Origin of the sequence: Companilactobacillus zhachilii, assembly GCF_003606365.2 — a bacterium.
Lineage (GTDB): Bacteria > Bacillota > Bacilli > Lactobacillales > Lactobacillaceae > Companilactobacillus > Companilactobacillus zhachilii.
The window spans coordinates 2444938-2464322 of record NZ_CP031933.2 but is presented as its reverse complement, the minus strand read 5'-3'; the positions used below and the strand labels follow the sequence as shown (position 1 = coordinate 2464322).

19 protein-coding genes are annotated in these 19385 nt (G+C 34.6%); 12 read left to right on the top strand and 7 right to left on the bottom strand.

All coding sequences use genetic code 11. The annotated features are described in order from the left end of the window. Positions 1–5 precede the first annotated feature (5 nt). Both D1B17_RS11340 and D1B17_RS11335 read left to right on the top strand, forming a co-directional pair. Complete coding sequence (locus tag D1B17_RS11340; protein ID WP_237389359.1) at positions 6–848, top strand: helix-turn-helix transcriptional regulator; 843 nt, start codon at positions 6–8, stop codon at positions 846–848. 351 nt (positions 849–1199) lie between these two features. Continuing rightward, a complete protein-coding gene (locus tag D1B17_RS11335) occupies positions 1200–2603 on the top strand; it encodes an APC family permease (RefSeq protein ID WP_120141619.1) in 1404 nt (467 codons plus the stop codon). A 134-nt stretch (positions 2604–2737) separates the two neighbouring features. Here D1B17_RS11335 and D1B17_RS11330 read toward each other — a convergent pair whose 3' ends face one another. Then, positions 2738–3484 carry a TerC family protein gene (locus D1B17_RS11330; protein WP_337248832.1) on the bottom strand — a complete coding sequence of 249 codons (747 nt, stop codon included), beginning with the start codon at positions 3482–3484 and terminating at the stop codon, positions 2738–2740. A gap of 443 nt (positions 3485–3927) precedes the next feature. Here D1B17_RS11330 and D1B17_RS11325 point away from each other — a divergent pair, with 443 nt between their 5' ends. Further along, positions 3928–4110, top strand: a complete 183-nt coding sequence (locus tag D1B17_RS11325; RefSeq protein ID WP_120141621.1) for a hypothetical protein — start codon at positions 3928–3930, stop codon at positions 4108–4110. A 68-nt stretch (positions 4111–4178) separates the two neighbouring features. On the opposite strand, the gene D1B17_RS11320 is transcribed toward D1B17_RS11325, so the two are convergent. Continuing rightward, entirely contained in the window at positions 4179–5543 is a 1365-nt protein-coding gene (locus tag D1B17_RS11320; RefSeq protein ID WP_120141622.1) for an Nramp family divalent metal transporter, read from the bottom strand. 308 nt (positions 5544–5851) lie between these two features. Between D1B17_RS11320 and D1B17_RS11315 the strand changes: the two genes are divergently transcribed. Together D1B17_RS11315 and D1B17_RS11310 are read left to right on the top strand one after the other, a co-directional pair. Then, positions 5852–6319, top strand: a complete 468-nt coding sequence (locus D1B17_RS11315; protein WP_120141623.1) for a hypothetical protein — start codon at positions 5852–5854, stop codon at positions 6317–6319. Between the two features lie 190 nt (positions 6320–6509). Beyond that, a complete protein-coding gene (locus D1B17_RS11310) occupies positions 6510–6788 on the top strand; it encodes a RelB (RefSeq protein WP_120141624.1) in 279 nt (92 codons plus the stop codon). A 358-nt stretch (positions 6789–7146) separates the two neighbouring features. Here D1B17_RS11310 and D1B17_RS12800 read toward each other — a convergent pair whose 3' ends face one another. After that, positions 7147–7347, bottom strand: a complete 201-nt coding sequence (locus D1B17_RS12800; RefSeq protein WP_120141625.1) for a hypothetical protein — start codon at positions 7345–7347, stop codon at positions 7147–7149. Between the two features lie 321 nt (positions 7348–7668). Between D1B17_RS12800 and D1B17_RS12675 the strand changes: the two genes are divergently transcribed. Next, positions 7669–7827 carry a hypothetical protein gene (locus D1B17_RS12675; RefSeq protein WP_166806681.1) on the top strand — a complete coding sequence of 53 codons (159 nt, stop codon included), beginning with the start codon at positions 7669–7671 and terminating at the stop codon, positions 7825–7827. A gap of 75 nt (positions 7828–7902) precedes the next feature. Here D1B17_RS12675 and D1B17_RS11300 read toward each other — a convergent pair whose 3' ends face one another. Then, positions 7903–8223, bottom strand: a complete 321-nt coding sequence (locus D1B17_RS11300) for a bacteriocin immunity family protein (protein ID WP_120141626.1) — start codon at positions 8221–8223, stop codon at positions 7903–7905. A 600-nt stretch (positions 8224–8823) separates the two neighbouring features. Here D1B17_RS11300 and D1B17_RS11295 point away from each other — a divergent pair. The 3 genes from D1B17_RS11295 to D1B17_RS11285 all read left to right on the top strand — a co-directional run bounded on the left by D1B17_RS11295 (position 8824) and on the right by D1B17_RS11285 (position 10293). Further along, positions 8824–9117 (top strand): hypothetical protein, encoded by a 294-nt coding sequence (locus D1B17_RS11295; RefSeq protein ID WP_120141627.1) that lies wholly within the window; start codon positions 8824–8826, stop codon positions 9115–9117. 529 nt (positions 9118–9646) lie between these two features. Continuing rightward, a complete protein-coding gene (locus D1B17_RS11290; protein WP_166806680.1) occupies positions 9647–10069 on the top strand; it encodes a CPBP family glutamic-type intramembrane protease in 423 nt (140 codons plus the stop codon). A 26-nt stretch (positions 10070–10095) separates the two neighbouring features. Next, entirely contained in the window at positions 10096–10293 is a 198-nt protein-coding gene (locus D1B17_RS11285) for a hypothetical protein (RefSeq protein ID WP_120141629.1), read from the top strand. A gap of 159 nt (positions 10294–10452) precedes the next feature. Here the strand turns inward: D1B17_RS11285 and D1B17_RS11280 are convergent, their stop codons facing one another. Next, on the bottom strand, positions 10453–11199 hold the full coding sequence (locus D1B17_RS11280; RefSeq protein WP_120141630.1) for a LytR/AlgR family response regulator transcription factor: 747 nt from the start codon (positions 11197–11199) through the stop codon (positions 10453–10455). Then, on the bottom strand, positions 11196–11864 hold the full coding sequence (locus D1B17_RS12670) for a GHKL domain-containing protein (RefSeq protein WP_166806679.1): 669 nt from the start codon (positions 11862–11864) through the stop codon (positions 11196–11198). Before D1B17_RS12670 ends, D1B17_RS11280 begins: the two co-directional genes overlap by 4 nt. Positions 11865–12997: 1133 nt before the next feature. Here D1B17_RS12670 and D1B17_RS11270 point away from each other — a divergent pair. Further along, entirely contained in the window at positions 12998–13768 is a 771-nt protein-coding gene (locus D1B17_RS11270) for a hypothetical protein (protein WP_120141633.1), read from the top strand. A 52-nt stretch (positions 13769–13820) separates the two neighbouring features. Here the strand turns inward: D1B17_RS11270 and D1B17_RS11265 are convergent, their stop codons facing one another. Beyond that, positions 13821–15269 carry an APC family permease gene (locus D1B17_RS11265; protein ID WP_120141634.1) on the bottom strand — a complete coding sequence of 483 codons (1449 nt, stop codon included), beginning with the start codon at positions 15267–15269 and terminating at the stop codon, positions 13821–13823. Positions 15270–15764: 495 nt separating this feature from the next. Between D1B17_RS11265 and D1B17_RS11260 the strand changes: the two genes are divergently transcribed. Further along, positions 15765–17855, top strand: a complete 2091-nt coding sequence (locus D1B17_RS11260) for a putative ornithine decarboxylase (protein WP_120141635.1) — start codon at positions 15765–15767, stop codon at positions 17853–17855. Positions 17856–17984: 129 nt separating this feature from the next. After that, positions 17985–19250 (top strand): methionine gamma-lyase family protein, encoded by a 1266-nt coding sequence (locus D1B17_RS11255; protein WP_120141636.1) that lies wholly within the window; start codon positions 17985–17987, stop codon positions 19248–19250. Positions 19251–19385: the final 135 nt, after the last annotated feature.

Sequence of the window (19385 nt, the reverse complement as noted above, 5' to 3'; positions counted from 1 at the left end):
TGATTATGGAAGAATTTGATTTGCAGTCGTTATTATCTAGTAACGAAAAGGTCATTATTCACCTATTGCAATCCTATGCGCAGACAAATGATATTGCAGTCTTTGTTCTAGGCAACGACGATCATTTGCAGGCGGGGATTTTTGGTGAATTGGCAGAGGGCAGTGCGTTAACTAGGATGAATAAAATGACTGATTTGTCCAAACTGAGTGTCAATAAATTTAAGTATAATATCGAATATGCCGACGCGCCGTTGAGAATAGCCAGTATTAATCAACGGGTCGGCAAAGTTTGCGTTGCACAAGATATCAAAAAGGGAACTAATAATGAACATTTGCAAATAATGCAGAAACTGCAAGAACATGTTTTCTTTTTGAGAAATATGGTGGAAAGTGTTTCTAAACTAGTGATTAAGGATCGCGGTATCGATAACTTTGTAATCAGGTATGCTATAGATGTTAATGACGCGATCGATGAATTATCTGATAGTGAAGGACACGCTTTGCAACAAATTAAAGTAATGTCAACGTCGAACAGTTCCATTATTTCTGCAATCGAATATATTGATAGCAACCTTAATAAACGACTAACGCTTGATCAAGTGTCTAGTAAGGTTTATTTATCAGACTACTATTTCAGCAAATTGTTTAAGCGCGAAACTGGTTTGAGTTTTTCAGTGTATCTGAATGCCAGAAAAGTGCAAAAGGCGATGATTCTTTTGAAAGAGTCTGATAAAAGTGTCAACGATATTTCCGATGCTTTAGGATTCACCCGGCTAAGCTATTTCAGCCAAACGTTTAAAAAATATACCGGCGTTGCACCAACCAAATTTCGGACGGATGGTAGATAGAGAGTGTGACAAAACATGGTCAGCTTTCGAGCATTAAGGCAAACGAGACTAGTAATCCGATTTTGGATTGCTAGTCTCGTTTGGTTTAAGCGGAAAAAGCTATGTTTTGTCACACGTTTATGCTGCATGTTTCTGCATGTTTAAAGATAGTGGTAGTTTTGTGAAACCAGTTGCTTTATTAACCATTTTTATATTCTTAGTTGAGGAATAACTCAATACACTTGTTTATGTGAACTAAAATTGAACAATTGTTTACGTTTTCTGCACAAAATACCTTTTTTCATAAAAAAATTTGTAGTAGACTTTAGACTTAGTGTAATTTAGGTTATGCAGTTTTAAGGAGAAAAACTCATGAAGAACGTCTTTAAAAAAGAATCGGTCGATACGTATTTAGAAGCTGATTCTAGATTGACACGAACACTTGGCGCCAAGGATCTGCTTTCTTTGGGAATTGGTGCTGTAATTGGTACAGGTATTTTTATTTTACCCGGACATGAGGCTGCACTTCATGCCGGACCGGCTGTAACGATTGCTTTTTTGATTGCCGCGATTGTTTCTGGTTTTGTGGGGATGGCTTACGCTGAATTTTCATCAGCAATGCCAGTTGCCGGATCAGCCTATTCCTTTGGAGCAGTTATTTATGGAGAAATTATTGGTTGGATTCTAGGCTGGGCTTTAATTCTGGAATATTTTTTGACTGTTTCTGCGGAAGCAGTTGGGTTTGCATCTTATTTTAATAATAATATCTTAGGTGCATTTGGTTTAAACATGCCTAAATTTTTGGCAAATGGACCACTTGAAGGTGGTGTGATCAATCTTTCAGCTACCTTGATTGTTTTATTGATTGCTTTCATTATTTTACAGGGAGCTAGCCTTTCTAAGAAGGTAGAAAATGTCGCCGTATTAATTAAAGTTGCTATTATTATTTTGTTTATCATTGTAGGGGCTTTTTACATTAATACTAAAAATTATGTTCCATTTTATCCTAAACAGTTCCATACACAACCTTTCGGCATGGGTGGTATTTCAACAGCTACGGCCACCGTTTTCTTTGCCTTTGTCGGCTTTGATGCTTTGGCTGCCAATTCGGCGGAAACAATCAATCCTAAAAAAGATGTTGTCCGTGGAGTTTTGGGAACAGTCGTCGTTGCTGTAATCTTGTACGTTGGTTTTTCATTTGTTTTGACAGGTATCGTTAACTATAAAGATTTAAACGTTGATGATCCAGCGGCTTATGCGTTAAAAGTTGTGCATCTAGACACTTGGAATAAGTTGATTACGGTTGGTGCCTTAGTTGGTATCTTTACATCATTATTGACCATGTTCTTTGGTGGCTCTCGATTGGTTTATGCATTAGGACGTGATGGCTTGTTACCCGAGAAAATGGGTGAGGTCGATACTAAATTCTCTGTGCCTAAGAATGCCGTTTGGGTAGCAACAATTGTCCAAGCATTCTTTGCTGGATTAGTACCTTTGACGGAATTAACGTCACTTATCAATGCCGGAACCCTGTTGGCGTTTGTTTTCATTTCCTTTGGTATTATCAAATTACGTAAGCGAAAAGATATTCCAAATGACGGATTCAAAATGCCTTGGTATCCATTTTTACCAATTTTAGCTGGTTTAGCCAGCTTGTATTTCTTATTGATGTTGCCAACTATTTCTAAGATTAGTGTTGGTATCTGGATTGCAATAGGAATTGTCGTTTACTTTGCATATGGATTAAAACATTCAAAATTACAAAATAAAAAATGATAGTGGAACAAAACATGTTCAGTTTTCGAGTATTAAGGCAAAAGACGCCAGTAATCCGATTTTGGATTGCTGACGCCTTTTGTTTTAAGCGGAAAAAGTGAATGTTTAAAGGCAATAATATTGTTGTTACAGCCTTATTTTTTGCTCTTTGGAGCGCGGTTATTATTAATTTGGTGAATAATCAAAGTTACAATGATAGCTCCAATTAAGACACCAACGAAGACTAAGTTCGGAATTTCAATATCAATTGCGGGAATTGATAGGAACAATTTGATTGAGATGAAGAGAATTAAAAAGTAAGCCATACCGTTTAATTCTGGAATCTTACTCATAAGTCCCATAATCATTTCAGCGATTCCACGCATTGCTAAAATACCAATCATACCACCAATCAAAACGATAACTGGGTTGCTTGAAACGGCTAATGAAGCTAAAACAGAATCAATTGAGAAGACGATATCCATTAATTCAATTGAGATAACAACTTGCCAAAAACGAGAAATGTGCAGATGCTTTTCCAAAGCATTTTCTTTATGCTTAGTTGGAGCTTCGGTAGGCTGTTTCTTGCTAAAGAAGAAATGTTTTAAGAAGAGATAGAATAAGTAGCCGGCGCCTAGCACCTTAATCCACCAGAAGTCGATTAAGTAAACTCCGATTCCGATAACTAAAAATCTAAAGATGTAAGCACCGAAGAGTCCATAGAAAAGCGACTTTTCTTGTTCTACTTTGTTAGGCAATGATTGTGTCTGCGCGGCCAAAACGACGGCATTATCAACTGACAACATACATTCCATAACGACTAACGATAAAATAATTAACCAATCTTCCCCCGATTCGATAACCGTTGCCCAGTTATGAAGATCAAAGAATGGACCATACATATTTACAAGTGCATTCAATCAGTATTCCTTGCTTTCTATTTGATTTCTTATTTCGATAATACCAGATTATATCATATGTTGACAGTTTTGATGGGGATAAATGAGCCGCCTCCAGGAGTAAGAAATTTGAGTCGCTGTGGGGACCGGTCTGAGCCAAGGTCTCAGACCTCGACTTTGAACCTCGCAAAGTACGCGAGTTTCAAAGCTCGTCCCGTGGTGTAGGCGCTAAAGCGCCAACGCCACCTGCACAGCGACTCAAATTTCTTACTCCTTCCGGCTAGGTTATTCGGTGTTTTTTTAATATATATTGAAAATAGATAATTTACCATTTTTATTTTCTGAACGTCTAGAATGACAGAATTTAAACTCTTTTTGAAAGTTTCTTTAGTTGTTCGTTTAATATCATATATAATAATTAAAAAATATATATGGGAGGATTAATTATGTTAGCTGAATTTGTCATTATAGCTATGTGGATGGGTATTTGGGTGATTGTTTCGTTGGGAATGACAATGTTTATTAAACTTTATCAATTAATTGTCCCTACTAAAAAGTACGTTAATCGTCCTAATTTTTTACAACAATGGTTCAAAATTTTACTAATTGTGCCATTGTTTATGCCGTAAATAAAAAAAGTAATCTTAGATTAGAGAAATCTGAAGATTACTTTTATAATTGTATTTTTGAATATTAATTAAGCTGCGGGTACGAATGTAGTATAGATCAACCAAATGTTCAAGATGGTTAGCACGATTGCTATGAAGTAACCAATGTATTCGATTACTTTATTGTTAGCAAATTCGCCCATTAGTTCTTTATTACTTGTGAACTTGATCAATGGGAAGATTGAGAATGGTAAGGCGACACTCAAGAATACTTGTGAGAATGTCAAAAGTGATTCAATCTTAGCTTCGTTACCATTATAAATGATGGCGAATGTGATAACAGGGATGATTGACATCAAACGTGTAATAACACGACGTGCCCAAAGTTTCATCTTCATGTGGACGAAACCTTCCATGACGATTTGTCCGGAAAGTGTTCCTGTGATTGTTGAATTTTGACCAGAAGCCAAAAGGGCAATCGCAAAGAGGATACTTAGGACTGGACTAGCAACGGCTCCAGCAACTTTTGGATCTTGCAGAGCGTTGAACAAGTCGACGAAACGTCCTAAATCACTGTTTGTACCATAGAATAAAGCCGCACCAAGTAGTAATAATAATGTATTAACGATAAAAGCTAATGTTAATTGAATGTTTGAATCCCAAGTTGAGAAACGAACTGCTTGATGAACACTCTTGGAATCGTTACGGTCATATTTTCTGGCCTGTGAAATTGAAGAATGTAAGTACAAATTATGTGGCATAACTGTCGCACCAACGATACCTAATGAAAGGTAAAGCATGCTTTGGTTTTGAAGGATCTTTGGATCAGGTACAAAACCAACGACCATTTGACCCATGTCAGGTTTGGCCAAGATAACTTCGTATAAGAAGACGAAGAGGATAACCATAATTAATGTGGCTACGATAGCTTCGATTTTTCTGAAACCTAATTTCATTAGTACCAGTAGTAATAAGACGTCAAATGCGGTGATAATAACACCCCAAAGGACTGGTATATTGAATAATAATTTTAACGCAATTGCGGAACCAATAATTTCTGCAATATCAGTTGCCATAATGGCTAACTCAGTAATTACCCATAGGATAAAACCACCAACACGGGAAGTTCTATCTCTAGTTAATTGGGCCAAATCTCTTCCGGTCACAATGCCTAGTTTAGCTGCCATGTATTGCAAAAGCATCGCAATCAAACTAGAAATCAAGATAACAGATAGTAATTTGTATTTAAATTGTGCCCCACCGGCGATTGATGTAACCCAGTTACCTGGATCCATGTAACCTACGGCAACTAGTGCCCCCGGACCACTATATGCTAACAGAGTTTTAAAGAAACCAGCGTCAGTTGGCACTTCAACGGTATCATTAATTTCTTCCAAGGAAGGGCCGTTAGCATAATGAATAAGGCTTTCGTGCTTTTTATTTTTTTCACTCAAGCTTATATCCCCCTTTTTTTGTCTCAAGATATAATATCATGTTAGAGACTAACATTAAACCCCGGAAACAAAAAAATTAAGGTAACCTAATAAAAAACTTGAAAAAGGCGTCATAAAAGTGTTTTCAAAGATTTCTTAACAAGGATTTTTATGCCATCATATGAATTTCACGCGATAAATTTAAGCATTTAGGTAATAAAAGATTGCTTTCATGAATTTAGGACCTAAGTACGATACAATATAGGTAGTAAATAAAGTTTGAAATTAAAAGCATCTTAAATATAATTACTAGAAAAGGGATAAATAAAATGAGCACAATACTATTAATAGTAGATGTCATCTTTTTTCTCGGTGCTGTCTTTAACGTTTATTGGCAATCACAGATTGAAATCAGATCGATTTATAAAGTTTCATCATTAATCTTTGCGGCCTTTATTGGCGCATGGCTGTTAGTATCACCAACCGGTCAATTATCTTACATCGTTATGGTGGCGTTATTCATGTTGTTGAACATCATGAATGGTGTCGGTGGAGTCGGTGAAAGAAAAATCGTTTTAAACGGTTTCTATTCCGGTGTCTTAGACTATGCCCAAGTTGTCCACGTAACCTTAATTCCAATTGAAATTGAAGGTAGAAAACCTAAAGTAGCAGTGATTTTTAATACGAAACGACCACAACAAGTGGAAATGAACTTTAATATTTCCTATAAAGAAATGGAAAAGTATTTACAGAAGAAATTGTCTAATGACGCATCAGTTGAAGTTGGACAAATATAAAAAATAGACCTCGTGTGGGGTCTATTTTTTTCGATTTTAAATAATATTTTAAGTTTAATGTTACTTATTGTGATTACAGTTATTGTTAATTACTTTGCTGTAAAAAAATATTTGAGGTAATTAGTTGAAAGAAATTTAAAGATAAAATTTAACGATGCAATACGATGGTAAACTTTTGGAGGCGACTGTAATGAGTAATAGTGTTATTAAAAATAAAACAGTTTCGACATGCGTTACTGAAGATATTAGTGAAAAAGCTAAGGACAATTTAGCTAAACAAGGATTGACTGTTTCCGAGTATATTCGCTTATCTTTAATTAAAGCTGCTAATAATGAGGTTCGTTTGGTAAGCTTTTTGGATTCTCCAGAAGCTATAAAGGCTAAAAATGAAGCCGAAACAGGTCAAGTAAGTACCATTGGATCATCAAATGACTTTGATGCTTGGATTGATAAAATAGATACAGATTAAATTAACAATGTCGTTTGAATGACAATTAAAAAATTACTCAAAAAGCATTTTCCAGTTAAAATATTAAGCCTTGTTTAATAGCAATTGTTGAATGAGATGGTGTTGCATTGAAACAAATTAAAGATTATACACTTAAAGGTAAGTGACGAGGATATCGTGGATTCTATTAATAAAATAATGAAAAACTGATTTTGGTATTAGTAGCAACTGGAGCACATGAAATATTTGATCGGTAAACAAAAAATCCATCAATTTTGATGGATTTTTTTAATTCAACTCAATAATGTACTTGAAACTTTAATGATTAAGAATGGGTTTGAAATCTACAAGAATTCAGGATACCCTGTTCCAATTCAAACTATTTTTTCAAGAAGGCAAGTACATTCTTCTTATTTGGTTTCATGTTTCCTGCTAAGAACGAAATTATTACTGCAATAACAGAAAACGAAAATTCCCATACCGACCACTTAAAAATTAGTGTTAAGACTAACATAATAAAAATTGAAATTATCAAGACACCATCTCTAGGACCTAATTTTATATACGGATACATCATCATCAGATATCACTTCTTTCATTATTTATAATCTCTTTTCTTATAGCGGCAATTGTTGTTTTGCTTATCTAAATAATATGTCGATGGCCATATGTTGAGAATAAAATATCTTGAAAGGCACTAATATTCATCTTGAATCGATGACGATTGTTAAAAATGTTTCTGTGACGTCACCTGGCATTATTCACGATGCTTTTCTAATTTAGCTAAAGGTTGAAAATTGAATATACTGCAATAAGTCCAGCATTTTGAGGCTTTATTGTACAAAAATAGACATGAACTTACTCACATCAGTATGATTAAGGAAATATACAAGGAGTGTGCATGTCTATTCTTCAACAATTTAACCAAACAGTTCATCATTTATTTGTACACTTATCAAATATTTTACGTTCCGTTAGTATCAAGAAGACTAGAGGAGTTAAAATAGTCACTTTACTTGATCGTACGACGCTTACGGACAATACGATAACTGGGATGTAGTCTATCGATTAAACAGTGATAAATTGATTTTAGTATTGGTGATTACAAGAAAACCATCATTTTTGATGGGATTTTTTAATTAAAGGGTCCAAAAGTAAAGTGTGTTGCGATTAAACCGTAACCAAGATTAGCATCACTCAGTGTTTTTTGACTAGGATTATTCAACTTGTCTTTAATATATTGATATAGTTGTCGATTTTTAGTCGGTAGAGTCATAGGAACAATGAAGTTATCATGATACCCCTTGTAAATAGTTACACAGATACTAATTTCATCTTTGCCACTGTTAAGTTCTTGAGCTGCTTGCAGGAGGCATTTTTTGTATTCAATTGGTTGGCGTGAAAGATCTTCGTTATATGAAGCATCTATTAAATTGAATAAAGTTGTATTTTTCATTTTGTGTTGCCATCCTTTCGAGTGAATATCTTACGAATGAAAGAAAGCAGGTCCGTTGATGACAGCCGATAATTGATGCAACCAAGACCTATGGTGAATGTGACTTAATTTATGGATTAAATCATTTTGTTTTGGGGTAAAACAATACTCCCCGTTTATGGAAATTAATCGTAATGAAGTTTTTAGATTAGATATTGTATGGGGGATTTCTCTGTACTTTTTATTGATCTTAGTTGATTGATTTATGATGAAATAAGCGTGCTTAACCGCAATTTTAGCAGGATTATTTAAAGTAACATTATTCATTGAATTGTCCAATTCTTGGAGTATAAAATTAGTGTGTTTTATTTCTGCTAGCTTTTTTGTTTTTTTGATGGAGTGCCTCCTTAAGTAATTATTTTGATGCTTCTATCGTATCAATTATTTGAAACATATAGTTCGGATAATCCTGAATACCGTTAATATGTGTCTTGTGTAAAGTAATAAATTACACGTTAATGTCTATGACGTTAATAGTTAACGAATACTTATATTTTGAATTTGTCATGTGACGAGGTTACAATGTGCCCAATTAAGCAATTTATGATAGGAGAATTTATTATGGTAAAGTCAATTTACGATATGATTCCAGTCACTTGGGCGATTGAATTCAAGGACAGAGATACAGCTCATGCAATCTATGATTCGACCATGGCAAAGTACGACGATAATACTTTTGGCAGTCGTACAGTTAATAATGACACTTGGTATATTGGAACTAAATTGCATGATGATGAATTCAAAGCAAAAATAACTGAATTTTTGAGTCAGTATAATATTTCTGTTAATCAATATACGATAACTAAAACGGCGGTTGGTACATTCGTCAATACGTTTTTTAAAAAAAACCCCTAACTCCTGAGACAACTCAAGAGTTGGGGATTTTTTATTTGTATTTGAAAGTTACATGCTAAAAGAAAATATCATAAGCTGTTGAAAGCGTTTTCCTTAAAAGCGTACAATAAATCTATAAAAGGAATCCCAATGAAGTAAAAGAATTGTATTAACTAATTTGAATTCTAGAAGAATTGGTTTTCAAAGCTAAAATCTAAAACAGAAAGTGTGCAAAAAGAATAATGTCTAAAAAGTTAGAGAAAGTTTTTGCGGTTTTTATTTTATTACCACTATGTCTTTTTTTATACCATCATTAACTTTCTGGATTCCAAAAAATTACCAACAAATAAGTTGCGATTTGTTTGCACTTATCGTAATCATAATCTTAAATAAAATCTGGCTGAATGTTAGAGTTGATATCTTTTCCGACAAAAGACCACTTTATCAATTTTTTAATGCTATTCCAGCGATTGTATTATTACTGTTAACAAAGAATCCCTTCGTACTTTCCATTAAGGGACCAGTTCTCATGTGACTCATAACTATACTATTGATTGCCATTTGTGAGGAATACATATATAGGGGAGTTCTAGTACCCTTGAGTCTAAAATTAACGAATAATAAATTATTCATATCGGTACTGATTAGTAGTATTGGTTTTGCGTTTGCTCATATAGTCAATTTTGAACATGGGTCGTTTTTAATGATTTTATCTCAAATAATTTTAGCATTCGGAACAGGGATGCTTTTTGGAACCTTATATTTGAAATCAAAGAATTTATCGCTTGTTATCATACTGCACTTTCTGAGTGACCTGCCTTTATTAGCTTCTGGTGGATCAGCTACGACACTTACCAATTCTCAAACCTACTCATTATTAATGATAGTAGTGGTAATTAGTTTAATTGCTTGCCTTATTTCTTTAGTTCAACTTCATGGATTCAAGAAAAAGCTGGCACAACATTTTATTTAAGAAAAAAATATAGAGGTGACATCATAATGAGCAAAATCGATATAATAGCAGCCATTCTATTCTTGGTCATTGGTATTTGGCAGATATTTATCACAATTGTTTATGTTAAAAATTTAAAGAAAAATGCGAATAAAAGTACATCCCCATTTGCTCCAATAGCAATGTGGTCATCAATAGTGGTTGGAGTTGCTTTAACGGTTTTAGGGATTTCTGCTTTTCTCTAATGGTAATATTCATGAAAAAACTAGAGTGGAACAAAACATGTTCAGCTTTCGAGCATTAAGGCAAATAACGCCAGTAATCCGATTTTAGATTACTGGCGTTATTTGTTTTAAGCGGAAAAAGCTATGTTTTGTCCCACCCTCTAGTTTTTTAAATAATTTCTACAATGCATTTATGGCTTTTCTTAATTTTGTAGCTTTACCGATAGAGAATCTTTTGGTCGTACCATTTTTCAATAAAACTGAACGTGAAGGAAAGTCTACTTTACGGACGTTAACAACATTAATCAAACAAGAACGACTTAATTGAAATAGGAAAGTATACTGTTTTTCCAGTTCCTTTAATTTGCCATAAAATTCATATTGACCAGTTTTAGAAGTGAAAACTAGTTGATGAGGGATTGGAGATGATTCGATTGAGAAAACTTCATCTTGATCAAAGTTGAATAATTGATTACCAACTTCGAACGAAAAGTGTTGTTGTTGATATGCGTGAGACTTATTAGCTAATTTTTCAATATAAGTTAATGTCCCGTATAATTCATCGCGATAACTTTCAATTGATTGGTCTTTTTCGATGAAACCAATTGCTGCAACTTTTCTTTTTAAGGTTGTAGGCGCCATTTCATCGTGAGTTGTTGTAAAGATGACGTTACCATTGATATCTAACTTCCTTATTTGTTCGGCTAGGTCGATACCGTTGATAGCTGCTTGGAGGTCAATATCTAAGATATATGTCCCATCTGTTGGGGCGGTAGTATTCATGTATGCGAGAACTTCGTTAGGCGTTTGGACTGATAAATCTAATTGAAAGAAATCATTATGGAATAATAGATAATTTTCAATTAAGGTACGTAAATTTTTCAGTTGGACTGTGTCGTCTTCACAAATAATAATGGGATAACTCATTTTATAACTCCTTTGTTGATAATCGAAATTTGGGTGTAAAACCATTTATCAAGAACGTTGTAGTGAATTAATAGGTTTCGATATTTTTGCTTGATGTCTTGAATATTGACCATTCCTAAGCCCTCATGTTTCTTTTTGGTTGAAAAGCCATATTGTTGGATTTGATTGATAGGAATTGATTTAGTAATAGTATTTTTTATGATGATATCAATCTGATTGTTCTTATTGATTAAAATAATTTGGATTTTTCCATTGGCCTGGTGGGCTGTTTCTTCGATTGCATTGTCAATTGATACTCCAAGAATTCTGATTAGATCAAAGATATTCAAATCAATATGGGAAATATCATTCTTACATTCGAAATAACAAGTGATTCCGTTAGCTTTGATAGTCTTCAATTTACTTATAAGTAGCGACTTGATGTAAATATTTGAGATATACTCCAAATCTTTAAAATCATCCATAGAGATATTACTGAAGTATTGGGAAGAATATCCCTCCAGTTCGGTTAAAGATTTTTTTAAGTTGGGATTGTCATTGGATAGGGCAATCGTATTAAGACTACTGAGAATATTTTTAAAGTCGTGCTTAAATTTATGCATTTCTTTTTGATCTTTATCCAGTTGCTTAGTGTATTGGCTGAGGTTATCTAATTGCTCAAGCATTAGTTTCTTTTCAAATTTTGCTTGTTGATGTTTGGTTGTATATAAATAGAAATAAATTACTATGATGGCTTGAATGATTAAAAATAAGAGAATTCCTGATATTAAAGTCGTATAGGCTTTGAATTTTTGAATGAAATAGATGAATGAGATTGTGACGGTATAAAAATAAATTTCGATAATACTAAAAGTTGGTGTTTTTGCACTTTTTATTATTCGTAGTATTGGAGATTTAATAAGAACAAGATTTAAAAGTAAAGTTATGATGAATACCGAAATAAGTTCTATTATTACGATAAATGCATCGCCTTTATTCGATTTGTAAAAAATAGAAATAATGGAAGACGATATTATGTCTGATAGTATGTTGATTAGAAAGCTGGTAATTATGGTATTGAGTAAAAAGTAATCTTTTTGTCCCTTTTCTTTTAATAATAAATACATAATAAAGATGAAGGGAACTAAAATAATGGGGTTCATAAAAAATCTATTGTTAATATGGTCAAATAACAGATTGGCAGAATCATTAATTTTATCTTAGGAAATTTTCTATAAAGATAAATGAAATTTAACATTAAAAATAGTCGTGTTATTGCCGTTTCTATAATCAAAAGCCGTGCACTAATATAAATCATAATTTCCCCAATCAAATGCGTATACTATTAATTATCACATATTTTGGTTATTAAAATTAAAATACATCGTGAATGTGACAATATATCTCCTTAATGAAATGAATACGAGTATATCGTTTTTCAAGACAATCATAATAGTGATTCAAGATATAAATAATTGATGAGTAGTAATTTTTAATAGAATATAAGTAGATTATTCGAAAGGGGGACCTGAATTGAAATTTGAACTTGATAGAACGTTTTATAGAAATGGAAGCTTTTATTTCTCAATAATATTAATGATATTGGCTATTCATGCATTTTTGAAATTTAACTTTAACAGTGTAACTGATCTTTTGATACTGGCTAGTTTGTTACAAATGACGTATGCATTGATCAAAAAGTCGAATCATTAAATGAAATTAATATTGAGTATATGATTACGAAAGCAGTCTGAGTGTCTATTTGAAGTAAAGTTAATCATTTTCAAGATTTTAAATATATGTAAAAGGTGGAATTAATATGATGAATTTTACTTTTAATAGACATGCTGTAATAAAAACCATTTTTTTGTTATCTAGTTGCGTTTTAACGCTAATTGGTTGTTCAAGAAATTCTAAAATGAATAATGAATCTGCCAATCAAAGCTATTACACGGAATCTAAAGTCAAGAGTATACATTCCAACAGAACTGCTTGGAACCATAAAGTTGCATCTGCCGAAAAAAGAGAACCGCTTAAATATACTGAAGAACTTCAAAAGCATGACATTACGCTGAAATCTTTAGATGAGTATAGGAAGAATAAAGTTATTTTAGTTCAAGGGACAGTATTGAATCTCCAAACAGGAAATCAATCTATAATCCCAACAACTAAGATAATTATTCATGTGGATAACGTTTTGTCAGGTGATAAGAAACTCTTGAATACTAATCTGAAGTTTTTTACTGAAGGTGGTCTAATACCTAAAAATAATTATTCTACTCCGGATGGTCAGTCACCAGAAAACAATGGCAAAATGGTGTATGTAACAAGGTCTAAATATCCGTTACTTGCCATCGGTGGAAAAGTTATTATTTCCTTGAAGAAAAGTAAGATAGATTACGGTGGTAAAACAGATAATATTAAACAATTTGATCCGTTAAATGTTGAGGAAGAATACTGGGTCTATAATTCTAAAATGAAAAGATACGTAATAAATGATAAATTGATTCAAAATCTAGATGAGAAAGAAAAATCTAAATTTAAATCGCTCTTTAAGTTAACGGATGAGATAAATAAATCTATTAATTGAGAATACAAAAAAAGCAAGCAGCCTAATTTATAGCTACTTGCTTTTTTGTATTTTAATCAATTAAACCAGCGCGACGTTGTTCACGTTTACGCAACCAAGGCATAACAAAGCCAAGGCCGAACAAGACGATAACTGTAATGAAGTTCAATAGTAATTGATGGTTAAATGCTCCTGTACCAAACTTAGCTTCTTGAGGGATGAATCCTAAAGTAGCACAGATAAAGGTAAAGGCTAAACACCAGCCACCGACTAAAAGGGCACCGGTTCTATTCTTGATAAATGTGTAATCAGAATGGAACTTATCTTGTTGCCAGCGCATTGCGACAAAGGCGAAGAAGACCCAACAAGTCTTATATGGTGAAATAATTCCGTTAATGTTTAGTAACCAGTTATAAATGGTATTGATATTTGGCAAAGTACCGGTCAATAACAGTAGGAACAAACTTAAACCAGTTGTCATTGTGTAACTGTGAATTGGACGACCGTTTTTGTTTTTCTTAGTTAACCACTTAGGCATGAATTTGTCAGCGACATCACCAGCAAAGACACGACTTGAAGCATCCAAGAGGACAGCCAATTGTGCCATCATAAAGATTGCTTGTACAACGGCGAAGATATACATCAATAATTTACCGACACCCAAACTATTACCAAGAAGTTGGAAAGCATAGTAAGGACCGTTCATCTTGAAATCATGTGGAATATGGTTAGCATTGAAGAACATTGCTAAGGCCAAGGTACCAAAGATAGTTAAGAATCCAGTCATGATAGCCAAAAGCCACATAGCTTTAGGAAATTCATGTTTAGGATCACGCATTTGCACAACATAAGGAGCAGCTAATTCAGCACCAGACATGGCGAAAATCAATAGTCCGGTCGTTGAGAAGTATTTCAAGCTAAACGATGGTTTGAAAGCACCCCAGTTAAATGGCTGGGTAGCGATGTGGTGACCATGCATAACGGCGTAACCTGCTAATAGTACGAAGAGGGCAGACATGATGAACATTGCACCCCCACCAATCAATGAAAGCAATTCTAGTGAATTTTTAATAACATTTTCCAAAAGAATGAAAAGCAAAATAATAACGAATGTTAAAATACCGAACCAGAAAGGTGACATTTTATCATCCAAAGTATTGTTACCAAGAAACATCCAACTGAATGAAACGATAACCGAGTTGGAAACGTCGACGATATAAGGCACACTTTGAACCCAGTACATCCATGAAGTCCAGTAACCTAAAGTATCGTTACTACTGTGACGGACCCATGAAGCAAGTCCACCAGCTTGATTGTCAAAAGTTAAACTCATTTGACTAGAAATTAATGCATAAGGAATAACGTAGGCGAAGAGTAGGAAGATCCATGAGATAACAACTGATAGACCTTGGTTTTGAAAAGGGTAAAAGATGTTTTCAAAACTAATGATAGTAACGAAGTCGATCAAGGCAATGACCGGCCAGCTTAAATAGTGTTTTTTATTTGGTTCTAATGATTCCAATTGTATTTCCCCCGAGTGTTTTTTAATATGCCGCCTCCAGGAACAAGAAATTTTAGGCTGCTGTGGGGACCGATTGGAGCCAAGGTCTCCAATCTCGATTTTGAACTTCGCAAAAAACGCGAATTTCAAAACTCGTCCCGTGGTGTAAGAGCTAAAGCTCTAACGCCACCTTCACAGCTGCCTAAATTTCTTGTTCCTTCCGGCTAGTGTATTCGTTGATTGAGATAATAATGTTATTAACGAATAAATATATGAAAGGCATATTTTCTTTTTTTTTGACTTTAAATGCTAGTTTCAAAGTTTGGGGGTTTTAATGTTAATAAAGAACTGTTTATTTTCACTTGTGCATAACCTCAATATGTATATATAATCAATTCTGTGATGTCTTTCGTAATTTATATTGCATTATAAAAAAAACATACCCAAAAAATTATAGGTGTTTATATGTCATTTGCAATACTTTTTATGAAAATAATTCAAAAATAGGGGGAAATTATGAATTTTCTGAAAATTGCCATTGGTAATGATGTGAGAATTAACGACGCTATCGAGTGGTCAACGGTACCTTTTACCAGTGACATCGATGTCGCCGAACTAGCTGCAATTGTTCTAAATGAACACGATACGACTGCTATCGAGATTGCTAAGAATCTACAAAAAACATCAGGACTTGGTATCCCTATTATTAAAATCAATACGACTGAGGTTTCTGAAAAAGAAATCAGTCCACAAGCAAATGCTTATCAGAGTAAAATGGTGCCGGGATTTTTGACTGATTTGATTAATTTTGCTGAAGACCGTCCGATTAGTTTTACGACTCCGGGGCACCATAACGGTCAATATTACGAAAAACATCCCGCTGGTGTTGTCTTTAATCGTTTCTTTGGTAAAAATTTAATGTTCGCTGATACGAGTGATACTGTCGATGAGTTGGGTGATACGATGACTCACGGTGGGACACCTTTAACGGCTGAACAAAAGGCTGCTAAAACTTATAATGCTGATAAAGTTTATTTTTGTACTAACGGAACGACTAGCGCCAATTCGATTTGTGCTAGTGCTTTGTTGGCCCAAGATGATTTAGTTTTATTTGATCGTAATAATCATAAATCACTTTATAATAGTGCTTTAGTTATGAGCGGTGCCAAGCCAGTTTATATTCCGACAGACCGCAACCCATTGGGCTTGATTGGTGAAATGAATCCTGAGGCTTTGGATGAAGCTAATATTAGAAAAGAAATTGCCAAGGTTGATCCTAAAAAAGCCCAAGCTAAGCGTCCTTTCCGTTTAGCTATTGTGCAATTAGAAACATATGATGGTGTCTTTTACGATGCTAAATGGATGATCGATAAAATTGGTAAGTTGTGTGATTATATTTTATTCGATTGTGCATGGGGCGGTTTTGAACAATTTGTGCCAATCATGAAACACTTGTCACCATTATCATTAGAGTATGGTCCAGATGACCCTGGTATCTTAGTGACGCAATCGTTACACAAACAACAAGCCGGTTTAGCTCAAACTTCCCAAATTTTGAAGAAAGATGCGCATTTGAAAGGTCAAGATCGTTATGTCGACCATAAACATTTCAATAACGCCTACTTAAAATTTGTGACATCAAGTTATTCTTATCCAATCTATGCTTCTTTGACCGTCAATGCTTATTTAACAGCCGGTCAAGGTAATCGTAATTGGTGGGACGAAACCTTGCGAACGGGAATCAAATGGCGCAAGAAATTATTGAAGAAATCTAAGTTATTCCGGCCATTAGTTCCTGATAATTTTGCAGAAATTAGTACAAATGAATTGGCTACAAACAGTAAATATTGGGCTTTGAATCCCGAAGATACTTGGCATGGATTTAATGAAATAGCTAAAGGTCAAGCGATGATTGATCCACTCAAAATCACCGTTATAACGCCGGGGATTGATGTTAAAAATGCTCAATATCAAGAAACCGGTATTCCAGGACCAGTTGTAGCAGAATTTTTAATGGAAAAGCGCATTATTCGGGCTAAAGATGACTTGAATTCACTCTTATTCTTGTTGACACCAGGAGACACTGAAGCGGAATTAGATACATTGTTAGAGGCCTTTTTGGAATTTGAAAACTTCTATCAGGCAGATGCACCATTAACCGAAGTTCTACCTAAGTTAGCTAAGCAATATCCAAAGCGTTATGCCCAATATACGTTAAAACAATTGTGTCAGGAAATGCACGAGTATTATCGTAAAAATAAGACCTTTACCCTCCAAAAAGAGCTCTTTGCTAAAAAGGACATGCAAGATTATACAATGACCCCAGCTCAAGCCGACCAGTTGTTCATGCGTAATCAAAGTGAGCTAGTCAACTTGAAAGATATCAAAGGACGAGTTGCTGTTGAAGGAGCACTCCCATACCCTCCAGGGGTATTTATCGTAGCTCCGGGTGAAAAGTGGGCTGATATAGATCAGACTTATTTCGAAGTCCTAGTCGGAGCCATCGAACGCTTCCCAGGCTTTGTGCCAGAAATTCAGGGCGTTTATTGGAATCAAGCAGCAGACGGCAGTATTTCAGTCCAAGCGGAAGTTTTGAAGAATAAGTAAGGTTTCTTGTATTTTTAAAATTCAAAATCGAGACTCGAGACCTTGGCTCGAGACGGTCCTCACAGCAGGATTCAATGCTTGTGGCCGGAGACGGCATTCAAAGTAAAATAAAAAAGAGGAAATTTAATAATGGCATTATCATGGAAAGAAGATTTACCTAAAGATTTAAGTGAAAAAATTGATAAAGTGGAAAAAATGATTCGTCCCCGTTTAGACGAAATTGATCAACAGGTGCTTTACAATCAACAACGTGTTTTGAATTTATTTAGAAAACACCATGTCGGTGAAGAAGACCTAGTTCCTTCAACGGGCTATGGATATGATGATATTGGTCGAGATAAAATCGAACAAATCTATGCTGACTATTTTAAAGTTGACGATGCACTAGTTCGTCCGCAATTTGCTTCTGGTACTCATGCTATTTCAACTGCTTTGTTTAGTATGTTGCGTCCAGGCAATACGCTTTATTATTTAACAGGAACACCCTATGACACGATTCAAGAAGTTATTGGTCTAGCTGGTAATAAGCCAGGAAATATGGGCGAATACGGCATCAATTTTAAGACAACGGAATTGTTGGACGATGGTTCGGTTGATTATGATAATGCCGAAAAAGCTTTGAAGAATGATGATTCGATTAAAGTTGTAGCCATTCAACGTTCCCGTGGATATGCGGTTCGTGATAGCTTTACTGTTGAAAAAATTGCTAAAATGATTAAATTTGTTAAGTCAATTCGCCCAGATGTTAATGTCTTTATTGATAATTGTTACGGTGAATTTTCCGAAATGGAAGAACCTACTTTCTATGGTGCTGATATCATGGCTGGTTCACTTTACAAAAATGCCGGTGCCGGAATCGTTAAGAGTGGGGCCTATATCGTTGGTCGAGAAGATTTAGTTGAAGGTGCTGGTTCACGTTTGACGGTTCCTGGTGCTGGTAAAGGTGAGGGTGCCACTTGGGGTTACTTACGTGACTTCTATCAAGGTTTCTTCATGGCAGCTCATACAACTGGTGAAGCTTTGAAAGGTATGATTTTTACATCAGCACTCTGTGAAGAAATGGGAATGAACGTTTCACCAAAATGGGACGCTCCTAGAACTGATATCGTGCAAACAGTCTCCTTTGGTAAGCCAGAACCAATGATTGCTTTCTGTGCCGCTATCCAACATTATTCACCAATGAACTCATTCGTTGACCCAATTCCTAGTCACCAAGATGGTTACGAAGATGACGTCGTTATGGCATCAGGTAGTTTCGTTGAGGGTTCAACCATTGAATTATCATCTGATGGTCCAATAAGACCGCCATATTCACTATATATTCAAGGTGGATTGTCATATGCTCATGTACAAATCGCAATTGCACAAGCAGTTCGCGAGACATTTTATAAGTAATGATTAATAAAAGCGAGTGTGACAAAACATTGTCAGCTTTTGAGCATTAAGGCAAACAAGACCCGTAATCCGATTTTGGATTGCGGGTCTTGTTTGGTTTGAGCGGAAAAAGCTATGTTTTGTTACACGTTTATG